The sequence below is a fragment of the Fibrobacterota bacterium genome, assembly GCA_019509785.1.
Taxonomy (GTDB): Bacteria; Fibrobacterota; Fibrobacteria; order UBA11236; family UBA11236; genus Chersky-265.
In genome coordinates this window covers 16,324-31,205 of sequence record JAEKLQ010000032.1, presented here as the reverse complement: position 1 = coordinate 31,205, position 14,882 = coordinate 16,324, and the positions used below count along the sequence as shown (strand labels likewise).

10 protein-coding genes are annotated in these 14,882 nt (G+C 64.1%); 1 reads left to right on the top strand and 9 read right to left on the bottom strand.

Annotated elements, in window-relative coordinates; all coding sequences use genetic code 11:
- From JF616_08060 to JF616_08020, 9 genes are all read right to left on the bottom strand, one after another.
- Window positions 1-1,143 (bottom strand): hypothetical protein, encoded by a 1,143-nt coding sequence (locus JF616_08060; protein ID MBW8887696.1) that lies wholly within the window; start codon window positions 1,141-1,143, stop codon window positions 1-3.
- Window positions 1,140-2,483: a B12-binding domain-containing radical SAM protein gene (locus tag JF616_08055; protein MBW8887695.1), complete on the bottom strand. Its 1,344-nt coding sequence runs from the start codon at window positions 2,481-2,483 to the stop codon at window positions 1,140-1,142. Before JF616_08055 ends, JF616_08060 begins: the two co-directional genes overlap by 4 nt.
- A gap of 74 nt (window positions 2,484-2,557) precedes the next feature.
- Window positions 2,558-3,895, bottom strand: coding sequence for a B12-binding domain-containing radical SAM protein (locus JF616_08050; GenBank protein MBW8887694.1), 1,338 nt, complete (start codon window positions 3,893-3,895; stop codon window positions 2,558-2,560).
- Window positions 3,895-4,905, bottom strand: a complete 1,011-nt coding sequence (locus tag JF616_08045) for a fatty acid desaturase (GenBank protein MBW8887693.1) — start codon at window positions 4,903-4,905, stop codon at window positions 3,895-3,897. The genes JF616_08050 and JF616_08045 overlap by 1 nt, the downstream gene beginning before the upstream one ends.
- Entirely contained in the window at window positions 4,902-6,536 is a 1,635-nt protein-coding gene (locus JF616_08040) for a GH3 auxin-responsive promoter family protein (GenBank protein MBW8887692.1), read from the bottom strand. The genes JF616_08045 and JF616_08040 overlap by 4 nt, the downstream gene beginning before the upstream one ends.
- Before the next feature lie 2 nt (window positions 6,537-6,538).
- Window positions 6,539-8,386 carry a fatty acid desaturase gene (locus JF616_08035; protein ID MBW8887691.1) on the bottom strand — a complete coding sequence of 616 codons (1,848 nt, stop codon included), beginning with the start codon at window positions 8,384-8,386 and terminating at the stop codon, window positions 6,539-6,541.
- A 32-nt stretch (window positions 8,387-8,418) separates the two neighbouring features.
- The gene (locus JF616_08030; protein ID MBW8887690.1) at window positions 8,419-9,405 is read right to left on the bottom strand and encodes a Rieske 2Fe-2S domain-containing protein; all 987 of its coding nucleotides are present in this window, start codon (window positions 9,403-9,405) and stop codon (window positions 8,419-8,421) included.
- A gap of 75 nt (window positions 9,406-9,480) precedes the next feature.
- Window positions 9,481-11,793, bottom strand: a complete 2,313-nt coding sequence (locus JF616_08025) for a hypothetical protein (GenBank protein MBW8887689.1) — start codon at window positions 11,791-11,793, stop codon at window positions 9,481-9,483.
- Window positions 11,794-11,838: 45 nt separating this feature from the next.
- Window positions 11,839-12,717 (bottom strand): DUF3078 domain-containing protein, encoded by an 879-nt coding sequence (locus tag JF616_08020; protein MBW8887688.1) that lies wholly within the window; start codon window positions 12,715-12,717, stop codon window positions 11,839-11,841.
- Between the two features lie 166 nt (window positions 12,718-12,883).
- Between JF616_08020 and JF616_08015 the strand changes: the two genes are divergently transcribed.
- Window positions 12,884-14,869, top strand: a complete 1,986-nt coding sequence (locus JF616_08015) for a right-handed parallel beta-helix repeat-containing protein (GenBank protein MBW8887687.1) — start codon at window positions 12,884-12,886, stop codon at window positions 14,867-14,869.
- The last annotated feature ends 13 nt before the right edge of the window (window positions 14,870-14,882 follow it).

Sequence of the window (14,882 nt, the reverse complement as noted above, 5' to 3'; positions counted from 1 at the left end):
CTAAAGCGCCCCCAATTCCACGTACGGCACGAGGCCGTCCAGGGATTCCGCCAGTTCCCGGCCATCCTCGAAATAAGCCGCGAAGAGGCGGCTGGCATAGGCCACCGAAGGCAAGGCGCGCAGGACGGGCAGGAAGGGATCGCGCTCGTGGACCATGATGGCCAAGGGCAAAGACCGTTCGCGCGCCTTCCACAACGCATGCTTCAGGAGGACGGCGAAAGCTCCGGCATCATCCCCCTCGATCCGGAGCAAGGCGGCCTTGAGATGCCGCACGGTTGCGCCGGCCGCGGGCAGGCCGGGACGGGACCGGAAGCGGGCCAGCAGATTATAGAAGGGCCGCATGCGATTGAGAGCGGGGCCGTAGCCGGCGATGAAACTTTGCTTGCAGGGCTCCTGGTCCCAAAGGCCTAAAGTTCCTGCCAGCCTGCCGTCCCGGGTCAGAAGGAGCACGTCGCCGGCGGAAAGGCCCTTGAGAAGTCCGCCCCGGGGGCCGAAATCCTCCGGTCGGTAGCAAGGGAAGAATTGGCGGGCCCCTTCGCCCCCAAGGAAAGCGATCACCTCCGGGATATCGTTCCGGGAGGCGGCCCGCACTTCGTAACCGAGAAGGTTCGGTAACTTGCGTGATACGGAAGGGGACAGCAGGAAGGTATGCAGGCCGCCCAGATCCTTGAGGCGGGGCATGCCGAGGCGCCCGGCGGAGAGCAGGGCCGCGGCCTTGCGATTCCCTTCGGTGACGGTCTGGAGATAGATGCGCGCGCGGCCTTCCCCATGGCAGCGCCGGATGAAATCGGCGCCTCGCCGGAGGACGACCACCCGATCCGGGATCGGCTCCACGCGTAGGCCGCTCAGGTAGCCTAGGGGCATGGGGTTTCCGTTCACCCAGGCTTCCTTCTCGTTGCGCACGATAAGCCCCCGTATAGCGCCGTCCAGGGCCTCGGCGACGGCGGCCCGGCCCGCCTTCCCCTCAACCTCGAGGCTCGCGAAGAAAGAGGGCTCCCGGGTAAAGGCCATGCGGATATCCCCGGGCATGGGGGAACGCCGCAACAAGGCGCGGATGGAAGCGTCGTCCCCGGGAACGGCTTCCCGTACGGTGTGGAGGTCGAGGACCGGAACGGAGTCGATGGCCTTTCCTACCTGTTTCATTCCGCGGCCTGCATGGCGGGAATCTCAGGAATCACGCCCGCGCGCCGCAGGCTGTCCTCGTCCGCCTTGAGGATGGTCCCGCGCCAGGAGGCATCTCCCAAGGGATAGTTCTCCCGCTGGGAGGCTTCCTTGCCCAGGAGGAAGTTGATGAAGAAATAGGAGCGCAACATGAACAGGCTGCCGGTATTGGCCCGGTTGCGGAGGCGCTTCAGGATGGAGCCGAGGCTGTAGAAGCTCTTGCGGGCCTTGACGCATTCTTCCTGGATCAGTTCCGGCGGCAGGACGGTCTTGAATGGCACCTGTCCGTATTGGTAGCGGTCGTCCAGCCACCACTTGCCGTAGAGAAGCCGGCCTTCCTTTTCCAGGCGCTTGTACAACTGCGTACCAGGAAAAGGGGTGATATGGTTGAAGGCGACCATGAAGATGTTCTGCTCCTTGCAGAAGGCCACGGTGCGCGCGAAGCTTTCGGGCGTGTCGGCGTCGTAGCCGAAGATGAAGGTGGCGTAGAGGCGGAGCCCGTGGCGGTTCAGCTTGGAGATGACGGCGGGGAAGCCGCCTTTCACTTCGTTGAAGCGCTTGTTCATGGCCTTCAGGTTCGCAGGGTCCAGGGTCTCGAAGCCGATGAGCACGCCTTGGCAGCCGCTCCGCTTCATCAGATCCATCAACTCGTTGTCCTGGGCCATGGTCAGGGTGGCCTGGCTTACCCAGCGGATCTTCAGGGGGATGAGGGCCCGGTAGAACTCCTTGGCCCACTTGGGATGCGAGACGATGTTGTCGTCCACGAAGAAGAAGAGCTTGCGGCCGTCCTTGATGGATCGGATCTCCGCGATCACGTTGTCGATGGGGCGGCGGCTCTGGGTGGCGCCGAAGTAGGTGGTGATGGCGCAGAAGTCGCACTTGAAATGGCAACCCCGGGCCGCCTCCACCAGCCCGATCTTGAGATATCGTTTGCCCGCGAAGATGGAACGGTCGGGACGGATGGATCCGATCTCGGATCTCCCTTCGGCGCGATACACGCGTTTCATCCGGCCTGCCCGGAAGTCTTCCAGGAGCCTGGGGAAAAGCTGCTCGCCTTCGCCGATCACGATGGCCTCGGCGTATTCCATCACCTCTTCGGGGATGAGGGTGGCATGGAAGCCGCCCATCACCACTGGCACGCCGCGTTTGCGATACTCGGTGGCGATCTGGTAGGCCCGTTTGGCGGTATAAGTCTCCACGCTGATAGCCACCAGGTCCGCGGGCTCGTCGTAAGGGATCGCTTCCATACGATCGTCATGGAACGAGATGTCCGCGTACGGCGCCGCCAGGGCCGCCAGATAGGCCGCGGGCAGGGGCTCCATCTGCCAAGAGCGGATATACTCCACCCCGGGCTTGCGGCCGATGCACGGGTGGACGATGGTAAGGCGGATCTTGTTCATACCAGCCCGCCTTGGCAAGTATAGAAGCGGCCCAGGTTGTGGGCGTAGAACCGATAGCCGAAATTGGCCGTGAGGATGAGGGGCCAATGGGGCATGATGCGCAGCATGCGACCCGCCACGTGCTTGAGGCTGTAAGTTCGCTTCCAGGCCCATTCATGGCCTTCTTGCAATCGCTTGGCGGTCATTTGCTTGGGTTGGAACACCACGTGCTGGCCGTCGTATTGGCTCCAATCCTTGGTGAGGATGCGGCCCGACGCTTCCAGGCGCGTATGCAACGGTGTACCAGGAAAAGGGGTCATAACGCTATAACGCGGCAGGTCGATCTTATGCTCCTGCACGAAGTCCACCACCTCGGCGAAGCTGTCCGGCGTATCCCCGTCGGAGCCGAATACGAAGGTGCCCATGAGGGCGATGCCCCGCCCGTGCAATTCGCGGATGAAGCCAGGATAGTCGTCCGGCTTGTTGAAGCCCTTCTTGACCGCCGCCAGGGAAGCGCGGCTCACGCTCTCGAAGCCCACCAGCAAGCCCATGCATCCGCTTTTCGCCGTCAGATCCAGCAGCTCCGGATCCCGGTTGACGAAGGTGGTGGAGAGCCCGAACCATTGCACCTTGAGCGGAATCAGGGCCCGGAACAGTTCCTTGGCGTACTCGGGATCGGCGATGAGGTTGAGGTCGTAAAAAACGAGGTGCTTCGCGCCGGTGCGGCGGATATCCTCTACCACTTGGCCCACGGGCTTGTGGAAAGGCTTGCGGCCCCAGGCCGTGGGCACCACGCAGAACTCGCAGGCATGGATGCAACCCCGGGTGGCCTCGAAGGTGTTGCGGGTCTTGTACATGGACTTGGGCAGGAGATGCCGATGCGGAAACGGATGGTTGCCTGGGGTGGCCAGGGAGAAGGACGGGGACTGGGAATAGCGCGGCCGCATTTTCCCGCGCTTGAAATCCCGCAGCAGTTCGGGCCAGGTCTCTTCGGCATAGCCGGTGACGATGCTGTCGGCGTGCCGGGAAGCCTCGTCCGGCACCAGGGTCACGTGGGGACCGCCCAGCACCACCTTGATGCCGCGGGAGCGGAAATGTGCGGAGAGTTCGTAGGCGCGCGTGGAGGATCCGGTGATGACGGTCATCCCCACCAGGTCGGCATCCAGATCCAGGGGGATATCGTCCACGCCTTCGTCGATCAGGCGTAACTCGGCGGGTACGTCTTCCGGGATCAGCGCAGCCAAGGTAGTCAAGGTCAAGGGCGCCACCCGCAGGGACTTGCGGAAGATGCCGGTCTTGTGCTTGTACAGCGGGCCTTTGGGGGAGAGCAAGGCGATGCGGATCTTGCCGGCCATCATAGGCACCTTCCTCCATCGCGTCCCTGGACCGATTGGAAGGTAAGGCCGATGGGATGTTCGTCCATGCGGGGCGCTTGCCGCAGGAAGGCGGCCAGGAAGGACGCGTAGGAACGGCAGAGCAAGCGGCGCGGGATATGCGGGCGCAACAGGACGTGCAATTCCGCGAGGCGATAGCCGGGTACGCCGGGGAAAAGATGATGCTCCAGGTGGAAGTTCTCGTTGATGAGGAAGAACCGCACCAGGGGATGCGGAACGGTGGACCGGCTGGCTAGCCACGGATCGGAAGCCTCGGCGATGCCGTGCTGGGAGAAGCCCCGGATATTGATCATCCAATTCGCCAGGAGGAAGGGCGCGCCCCAGACGGCCAGGATCTTGCCGGGGGAAACCAGGCACAGCACGGCGGGGATGAGGATCGAGAGCAAGGCGTATTCCGCGAGGATGGCGCGGCGATCGGCCGCGGGGGCATGGCGCAGGGAAACCACGGGGATGGCGAAGACGTAGAGGACCGTGCCTAGCCCCAAGCGGACGAAATGCATGAGCCAGACGAGGCGCGGGCTGCGCGAATAGTTGGCGTAGTCATCGGGGTCCCTGGGATCGCCCAGGAATTCATGGTGGCGGAGGTGGAGGAAACGGTAAGCGCTGAAGGCCATGCCGCCGCAGACCGCAAGCAGGACGCCCGCCAGCCGGTTCCAGGCCGGGTTCCGGAACAGGATCCCGTGTACGGCCTCATGGATAAGGAGAAAGCAGCTGTTCATCCCCAGAGCGGCGAGCAGAACGCCGGCGGCGTAGCGCGGCCACGCGATCTCCAGCCCGCGCAGGGCCGATGCGGAAAGCAGAAGTCCCGCCGCGAGCAAGGCCGGGAAGAGGGCGTAGCGCGCGTGCAGGCGCGCGTCCAGGGCATGCAGATCCCGAAGGCGGGCTTCGCATCCGAAGGCAAGATCCTCGCGGATGCCGCGGATCTTTTCCTGGGCCGTCGGCGCGGTGGCCATGGTAGGCAGGGGTATCATGGATGTTTCGATCGCAGGATGTCCGCCCAGGGGCCTGAGCTTTCCAACGGCTTCCACTTGATATCCCCCAACTTCGCGCGTAAGCCCTTATAGTAGTAATATCGACTTTCCGCGCCGGGACCGGCGGGCACCACTCGGACTGGTGCCAATTGCCCGAGCTTGCGGCTAAGGCCGTATTGGAAGTTCCCTTCCAAGGCCGCTTCCAGGCGGGCCTCCAGGGCGCTGGCCCGCGAATCCCCTTCCAGCCCGACGTGCAAGGCGTAGCGGGGCGGCGTCGCATCCGGCTCCGGCGCCAGCAGATAGAAGACCGTGCCGATCCCGGCCTCGGCTAACGCCTGCTCCGCGCAATGCTGAACGAAATCCGATTGCAATTTCTCTCCCGTCAGATCCGAGAACGACTCTTCCTTCGACAAGAAACGCACCGCCGGGCAGGCGGAGCGGAAACCTTCGATACGCACGAGATCGCGCAGCCGGTACCGGTATAGCCCGCCGCCGGTCGTGACCAGCACCGAGTAGACGCCCCCAGCCTTGGTCTCCCAGGCGAAACGGGTCTTACCGGATTCGACGTCGAGGAATTCGAAAAAGTGCCCGCGATAATTGAGAAGGTGAAGGGGCGCGCCATACGTCCCGTCTTCCCTCCCGTCTTCCTTCCCGTTTTCCGATAGCGTTTCTGGAACATGCCAGGGCAAGGAAACCAGGGCTTCGGTGGCCAGGAGGCCTTTGGCCTGGAAGGCGACTCCGGGGAAAAATTCCGCCAAACGATCCGCAGGGCCCGCGGCCCAGCCGTCCCGCCAACAGCTGATCAAGGCGAGGCGGGGCCATATTCCGATCCAGGCCCTGTCCTCGCTCCCGTCCAATGCCCTTGCGACCGTCCGGGCGCGGGCGCCCCTCCCGCCGTCGCGGAGGCCGCGCAGCAGGCTTTCCCGATCCGCGCGGATGCGGTCGAGCAGCAAGGCGAGAAAGGTAGGGTTCCACACCGAAATGAGAGCCAGATCCTCCGACGCCAACAGGTGCGATGCGGTGAGATGGAAAAAGGCATCGGCGTTCCTTTCCCGCAGCACCGAGGACGGCGCGGCGAAGGCTTGGCTTTCCAGGATGCGCCCGAGGGGCCCCAGGTAATCCGCATCGCTTTCGAAGCCGGCCTTTACCGAATACTCGAAGCCCGGTTCGCGTTGCAGGGGCGGCGAAAGCGACCAATAGGCGGTGCCGCGCATCGCCGCCGGGAAACGACGGAACATGCTATGGATCCAGGGGGCCAGGCCCCGCCGGAATTCCTTGCGGAGCGATGCGGTATAGGGGATCCATTTGCTGCCGCCCTGGCTGCCCCCGGTCGGTTCGAGCACCAGAACGCTCTCCGCCGTCAGGGCCTTCTCGCCCCGGGCGGCCCGGCGGATCCAGGGTTCCATGTCGTCATAATCCGCCACGGGTACCCGGTCGCGATAGGCCTCGGCATGGACGAGGGTGGAAAAGCCGTGCTCCTTTCCGTATCCGCTGTCACGGTTGCGCGCCAGCAGGTCCCGCAGGAGCGCCCGCTGGACCGTCTCCACGTCGCGGAGGCCACGCTCGAAAGCCAAAGCTTCCGGGCGGCTGGCGAGGCTCCACGCGGCATTCGCCAGGTAGGGGAACTTCATCGCTATGCCCTGGCTGCGGCCGGTTGCGGCACGGTCGCAGGGCTCGGAGCGATCGCCGGAATCCGTGAAGAGCGGTACAGGCGCGGAAAACGCCGGCGATGGAAATCCCGGAGGGATCGCGTGAACATGCTGAGCGGCAGAAGCCCCCGGCCGCGATCGGAATTCCGGCAACGCGCATCCAGAAGCGCCAGGTTCCCTTCCAGACGATCCAACAAGCCCGAGGCCCGGGCATGCTCTTCCGCGAGCCACGCCTTCACATTGGCATCATCCGCGGTCGTCTCTCCGAAAGGCCCGGTCCGGCCCTCCCTGCCGACCTCCAGCACCTCGCGAGGAATATTAATCAAGCCGCCGCGCAAGTCTTCCCGCAGATCCCTGGCCACCGAACACCATGCCAGCGCATCCGCCAGGTCCGGCAGATCAGCGGAGCGCAGATCCGACCCCCGCGCCATAAGCAGGAGATCCAGGGATAAACGGAAGGTGCTCCGGAAATGCCGTTGCAATTCCTCGCTATCCCAAATCGCGCCCTCCATGACCCGTTGGCGATCCAAGGACATCACGTTCAGGATTTCCGCCAGCTTGCACGGACCTTCCTCGCCCGCGAGCGCGCCCAAGTCGGCGGCGAGGAGGCGCGCCATGCGGATCAAGGCCGCATCCCGATCGTCCCCCGCCCCTCCGCAGAGGGCCGTCGCCAGGCTCCGCGCGATATGCAGGGGCTCGCGCGGCGCGGGCCGATGGCCGTCGAGCAAATCATCTATCCGCTGCAGGAAGGCGAAGCCCAGACGCAAGGCACGCCGCGATCGCCAACTCCGCATGCTGTCCAACAAGATCACCGCGGCTATGCCCCAATAGCGGACATGCCTTAGGCCGAAACGGAAAAAGTCCGCGAGGCACATCGCTTCCGCTTCCGCGATGACGAGGAACCCCGGGCCACGCGCCGCTGCGAAGTCCGGGAACTCCCCCTCCCTACGAGGACCCGCAATTGCCGCGCGGAACACTTGGAAAAAGGAAGGCCGCGGGGTTGCGCCATCGATCAGGTGGCGGAGGCGGTTCCACGGGGCTTGCGGATGCTGATGATGGGCGAGATGGAGGTGGTAGTCGAGGAAGAAGGCCCTGCCTAAGGGACCGACGCGCAAATTCCACGCGCCACGTTTGGCATCCAGCGGGGAAAAGGCATGATCGGTGTATTGCAGCCAGCTCCATTGCAACGCGAAGGCGCCATAGCATGCGGCCCAACCCCGGAGCGAGAGCCCCAGGGACCAGAAGAGAAATACCTGGAAGGCGAAGGAGAGCAAGACTTCCGAACGGGCCTTGACCGGGGGCGCTCCTTCCAAGGCTTCGGCGTAGACGGCGGATCCGGTTTGCGCCGCATCGGGATCTTTACGATCGCGCAAGACCCGCCAACGATGGGATCCCGGCGCCAAGGTGAACAGGGCCGCCGCGGCAACGGCGAAGGCCCAATAGAGGCCGGTATAAATGGAATACCATTGGGCGTATTTCAGCCACACCTTGTCCCCCGGATGCAGGACATCGAATTGCTCGAAGCGGGACCGGTTGAACCGGTGATGGGTCAAGTGGAAGGCCCTTTGCACCGAAAGGCCCGTCGGGAACCAGGCCGAGGCCGCCCTGCCGGCCCATTCGTTGAGCGGCCGCCGCGCGGAGAACGATCCGTGGACCGCTTCATGGAGCAAGGAGAACAAGGTATTGGCCGTGAAAGAGAAGATCCACGCGGCCAAGAGCATCGGTATCCACCCACGCGCATGGGAAGCCATCCATAGGCATGCGGCGCTCGCGACCGAGGCAGACGATATGAGGAGGAGATTAAGTTTCTCCGGCCGTTGCAGACCATCCATGCCATCCATGCCGGCCTTCCTCCGGGCGACCATCATCCTTCGGAAGGCTCCAGGTCGCGGAAGGATTCCAGATAGGCCGTTATGGCAGCTACGCCTTCGTCTTCCGGATGCGCGAACCGCAGACGCATGCCTTCCAGGATGGCGAAGTCTTTCCGGAGAAAGGCATAGTAGAAGAGGCGGATGAGGTGGAGCCCCCAGCGGGCCAGGGGGTCGCGGCGGGCGGTTCCGAAGGCATTGAAGACCCGCAGGTATTCGCCTTCCTGCAAGAGGCCGAACACGGCGCAAGTCCGGATGGGCCCCACCGTGCTTTCGACCATGAGCCATGGGCCGTAGCACGTTTGCATGACCTTGATCCGGTTCCGCGACAATCTTCGCGTGATATACCCTGCCGTCCCGGACAGCGGCAATACCCCGCTTTCATAGCTCATGGCCAAGGCGCCGTCCTTCGACTCGATGCGGGCCGGGCCCGTCAAGGCGCGGCCATGGACCGAGCGCATATGCAGGAGGTCGAAGGCATTGACCACCACGTGGCGCCAGTCGGCGCGCAAGCGAAGCGGTCTCCCGGCCAGCCATCGCATGCCCGCGGCAGGTTGCGGAGGCGGTCTTGCCGGCGAAACGTCCCCGCCCGGATGGACGAAGACGAGGCCAAAAGCTTCCGTCACCGGATATGCGCGGGTGCCTGGACGCGAGCCGCCGCCTAGTTCGCCGGGCGCGCGAACTTCGCCGGAGGGATCCAATGCGAAGCCATGGAGCGGACATACCAGGCTTCCGCCTTGCACGGCGGCGCAGCCGAGATGGGCGCCCATATGGGGGCAATGGGCATCCAAGGCGCCGAGGGAACCGGCCGCGGTACGGAAGACCACCAGCTCCCGTCCCGCGAGGGGAAGGCTCCGGACTTTTCCCGGGGGTAGGTCCGCGCTTCGCACCACCACGTGCCATGCATCGGGCCATGCCGGAAGGCCCGGGGATCTATCCGATTCCGCCGCCGCACCGAGGGGAATCGGAGCTTGTCGTCTCATTGCAGGCGCCCCTTCGGCATATCGTGCATGGGGAAAGGTAGCGCCATGCGGGCGGTTCCAACAGCGGCCGGCGCGTTACGGCGCCGCTGGGGCCGGCGCCGGTGTTGGGACCGCGGGCGGCGGGGGTGGCGCAGGCGTGGGAGATGATGCGGCCGCTCCCGGGGTCGCGCCATTCGGGACGGAGGTCTGCTTGGGCGCCCATTTGCCGAGCACCGCGGTGGACCGGGCCATGCCGGGGAGCACGGTATCGAATCCTCCCACGTACCAATGGAAGGCGCAATAAATGAGGAGCAGGACGGTCGCCACGAGTTTCCACGGGAAGGCTTTTTCCGCGTAGGGATCGCTGAAGTCGCGGCGCGCCCCCGGCGGGAGTTTGGCGATGCTGCTCAGGGTGGCGCCGAAGGGAACGTTGATTTTGGCCTTGGAATTCACCGCCCATCCGTTCGAATCCAGGATGGGGCCGAGGTTGCGCTTGCGCAGCTTCATGTAGGCCATCACCACCGAGGGAAGGGAAATCAGGAGCATCAAGCCGATGAGGGCGCCCAGGGTGGCTAGGATTCCCATCTGGAAGATGCCCAGGGCATGGCCGACGAGGGCGGTCGCGAAGGTGCCGATGGCGCCGGCGGCTACGCCGATGGCGGCCACCGTACCCACGTCCATCTTCTTCGGCTCGGGCGGCGGAGGGGGAGGCGGTTTCGTCGCATCCGGATTGACGGCGACCACCGCGGCCGTGGCCAGCTTGGCATGCGCTTCGGCATCCGCGGCGGCGGCGCGCTTGTTGACCTGTTCCTCCAGATAGCGGAGGAATTTCTTGTACGGGGACCAGAAGGCCTGGCGGATGCTGATGGGATTGTCCACGATCTTCACGATGGTGGCGTCCCAATCCTGGCCTTTGCGATCGTAGAACAGGCCGTTGCGGCCCACCATCAGGTTGTCGCCGTCGCCGGCCGTGAAGGCCGCCACGATTTGCATCTTCTCCCCGGTGACGCTCCGAACGCAATCGCAATAGGCGAGGTAGGCCCCCGCCAATCCGGCCATCAGCGCGTGCTTGGCCGGGTCCTCCACGCGCAGGCATAACCGGCAAGCGCGTTGATCGAGAAACAAGGTGCCGACCTGGAAGATGGCGGGATCCTGGCCGTCGTAGAAATCCTTGAAGCTCACGAAGTTGATGCAGAGCAAGGCGAGATCGCGGTAGTACCTCGCCAAGCGTTCGACCTGCTCGATGCCGGCGGTCTCCGCCTTGAGATTCTCGTCCTGGGCCAGCAGGGACTCGACGGTGGCTTGCGCGCCCGATGCCAACAAGGCCCGGATACGGGCTTCGCCCAGCTTTTCCACCTTGCGGCCCGCCTTTCCCGCATCCCATTCCTTATAGGGCGCGAAGCGGTCCTGCAGGGAAAGCCAATCGCCTTCGGAGAGCTCTTTGCGCGCCCCGATGGCCGGGGCGACCGTAGCTTCTGCGAAACGTTTCAGGGCATCGACATGGGCCGGATTGACCGGGCCCGTCAAGGGAAGGGGCCGGCCGGCGGTCACGTGGGCCAGCGGGAAGCCGGCCACTTCGGATGCGGTCAACGTCAGATCCTTCGCGGCGAAATCCAGGTACTCTTCTTCGCGGCGATTGAGGGCCTGTTCGGCGCGCGGATCGTACGCGGCCAGGCGGCAACGCGCGAAATAATCGTCGCACTTCGCCCGCACGGCTTCCATCGCCGCGACCGCCGCGATGGTGGCGTCCTTGCCCAGCGGGAAAACCTTCGCGGTGCCCGGCCCGGTCTCGGCTTCGGCCAGCCAAGCCGCGTAGGCCCGCGCCTCCGCGAAGAAAGCCTCGATCTGATCCTTGCCGATGCCCGGCTGCCCGGAAAGATCCGGAACGCTGCCGACGCAATCCATGATCTCGCGGACGATGGCCTTGCCCGATTCGTCCGGGGCGGAAAGTTCGGTGATGACTCCGTCGCCATTGAACGGGGTTCCGGCGAAGAGACGGGTTTTGTCGGATACGTCGGCTACCGTAACCGCCGCCGCGTCCGCCTTCCCGATATTGCGCAGGATTTGCCGGGCCGAAGAAGCCAAGGTGCGGCCCTCCGGGGTGGAGTCATTGATGGCCTCGAGGGGCAAGCCGTCCTCGCCTTTGAACAAATCATCGGGGCGCTTCAGGTTGTCCGTGGCGTAACGGGCCGCCGCGATCAGTTCCGGCGCGCGCACCCGGCCGTTCCCGTCCGTGTCGATCAACTCCAGGGTGCGCGACTCTATCTCCAAGCCGCGCGTGGGGCACGCCAAGGCCACCCATAGCTTCTGATCGAGCTGATCGAGGTTCCTCAAATCGGCTCCGGTGGTGAGCTTGACCTGATCGAAGCCACCCGCCCGGAAAAAAGTCCATTTATGCGTTCCAGCCATGGTCGGCTCCCGGGTTGCCCGGCCTTGAGGCCGGGCCGATGAAGGCTAAATTTTCAGGAAGGAAATGCCAACGCCCAGGCCTTCGCGGGTCTGGCGGCTTTTGCTCAAATCCTTATCGTAGAGAAGTTCGTATTCGAAGTTGACGCTGATCAGCGAGTTCACTTTCGCTGTGATCTGATTGGCCCAGCGCGCATCGATTTCGTCCCAACCCTTGAAGTTCGCGAAGATTTCCAGCCGGGTGGTTCCCTTGATGTTCTGCATCAGGTCCGCTTCGTATTCCGTGATCGACGTAACGCCATACTCTTGCTTAAAGGATTCGATCCCGTCGGTTTCGGGATCATCGGCGAATTTGAATTCCCGCGAGGACATGGTCTGCTTCATGGAAGCGCCCAGGCGTTCCTTGAAACCCTTGAACGGGGTCACTCCCAAGCCGACCGTTTCCGTGAAATAGGTCGGATCGAAGGCATAGGAGATTTCCGTGCGGGAGGTATCGCCGGAATATTCATACCCCGGGGTGAATTGGGACTGGGCCGTGAGGGAGGCGAAGGGATTCACCATCACCGCGAGCTTATAGGTATAGATGGATTCCAGGTTCAATTCGTCCGAGGATTTCCTGGAAGCCAAGGAGCCGACCTTGGTGCGTCCGTAGACGGCCTTGCCCTTGGTGTCCCATTGATATTTGTCCTGGTCGTAGGTGGCTTCTCCGCCCAAATTCACTTCATACGTCAAGGCGTCGGTGCCGCCCTTGGCCCAATTGTCGTAATAAGCCTGGGACAGGTTGAGCATGCCGTTGAATTGCCTCTTCCAACCATTTTTCGTGCTGTCGGCTGATTCCGTCGGCGCTTGGGCATGGACGCAGTATGCGATGCCGGCGATCAGGAGGGCCAAAGACCGCAAAGGGGTGGTAGATGAAGTAGGTACCATGGTGGACATCTTTCCGCCCGCAAGGCTGGTATTCGGCGGGCGCGCAAAAAGTAATACTTCTGGTCCGTTATTGGCGGGATCCCCGCCCAAATGAGTATGTTCTCTGCATGTCCCGCCCCGCCCGGTGCTACACTTTGACTCGCCCATACGTCCTATAAGTCGACCTATGCCCTTTCGCTCCGTCATTCGCCCGATCCTGGCGGCCCTTGCCTGCGCCGCCGTTTCCGCGCGCGCTGGCGCCACCTATTACTTCGCCGCCAACGGGAACGACGCTTCGGATTGCCAATCCCTCTCAGCCCCTTGCCGCACCTTGGATCGACTGAACGCCCTTCCCCAATTGCCGGGCGCCTCTTTTTTGCTTCGCCGCGGAGATCGGTTCCCGGGATCGATACTGGCCCAAGGCTCAGGGTCCCTTCGTGATCCGATGTCATTTTCCGCGTATGGGGACGGATTGCCGCCCATCATCGATGGCGGCCTGCCCGTTTCGAACTGGACCTTGGTATCGCAAGGGCCAACGGCCTGGGTTTACGCCACCGACATCCCGCCGGAAACGGACGGCCAGCCCTTCGCCCTGATCAAGGACAATCGCGTGGTCCCCTTGGCGCGCTTCCCGGCCTCCGGGTTCATCAAGATCGCCGGCGCGGATTCCGAATCCCTGGTTCTCGACCCGTTGGCATTGGCCGGGCATCCCCATGCCTTCGCGGGGACTAACCTGCGGGTCCGCGCGCTCCGCCGCATCCTGTCGAACCGGACCGTGCGCGGCTTCGATTCGGCGACGGGCCGGCTCACCTGGGACGAGGCTCTACCCAAGGATCCCGCCCCGAACGCGGGAGCCTTTTTCACCGATACGCCCGAAGGGCTCGATCAACCCGGATCCTGGTACTGTTACCCGGAGGAGTCCCCGCTTCCCCGCGACGGGCATCGCCTTCGCCTAGCGCTCGCGCCCGATGACGCTCCGGCGGCCCATTCCCTGCGCATCGCCAATGCCGGCTACGGCATCAAGGGATCGGGAATCGCGAACGTCCGCATCGCCGGCATCGACTTCGAATCCCAGGTCTCCGCCGCCCTCTACTTTTACGATTGCGTCCACGTCGAGATCGATTCCTGCGGCATCCGCAATGCCATCCTGACGGGGATCGATTTCCGCGGGAGCGGGTTCGCGGCGACCGGCAACCTCATCGAAGGGGCATTGCTGGCCGGCATCTCGGCGCAGCCCGATCCGGATTTGAATCCTCTGCAAACCGCGGAGACGGGGGCCCGCATCCTCGGCAATCGCATCGCCCGCATCGGGTTGTTCGCGAACCTGGGACGCTCGGGCCCCGACGACGACGGGGAAATGGGTATCGGAATCCGCGCCTTGGGCGACGGCGATCACATCGGCGATAACCGCATCGATTCCACGGCTTGCGACGGGATCCGGTTCCTAGGCAAAAGGGACATGGTCGAGGGGAATTCGCTGCGCATGACCTGCCTGCATTTGGACGAAGCGGGGGCCATCCACGCCGGGCCGGCGCAGGGTCCGTGGGGCACGGAAGGCTCGGAGGTGCGGGGAAACCTGATCCTATCCGCGCCGGGAAGCGCGGCGGGAACCGCGGGCGCATCCACCCAGGCTTACGGATTGTTCCTGGACGAAAACGCTTCCGGGATTATCGCGGAAGGCAACTTCATCGCCGAGGCGGACTTGGGGATCTGCATCCGTAGGGGCCGGGGGCACGCCATCGTAGGCAATGTGCTTTACGCGAACCGCCTGGCGCCCTTGCGGGATGGCCGCGGGCCTATCCCTGCGGGCGGAACCGTAGGGATCGCGGGCGCCACCGGAGCGCCGCTTAACCATTTCCAGGATAACGTGCTTTGGAACGTGTGGAACGGAAAATCCGGATTCCTTCCGCCTGCGTCCGTCGCGGAAGCCCGTTGCGTGCCCGATTCCGCGCACCCATGCCCTCCGACCGCTAGCGCGGGCAATCTGGCCTGCGTAGAAGCGGGTACCTCGGCGATATGCAATGGGGACGCGACGGCGCGCTATCCGGGCGCCCCTACCAGCCTGCTCGCCAACCGGTTCCGCGAATTCGCCAAGGCCATGGCGGGGGATCCTGATCAGAAAACCCGGCAAGCCGCCCTGCAGGCGATATTGCCGATCGCCAAGGGCAAATAGGGCGCTCCGACCC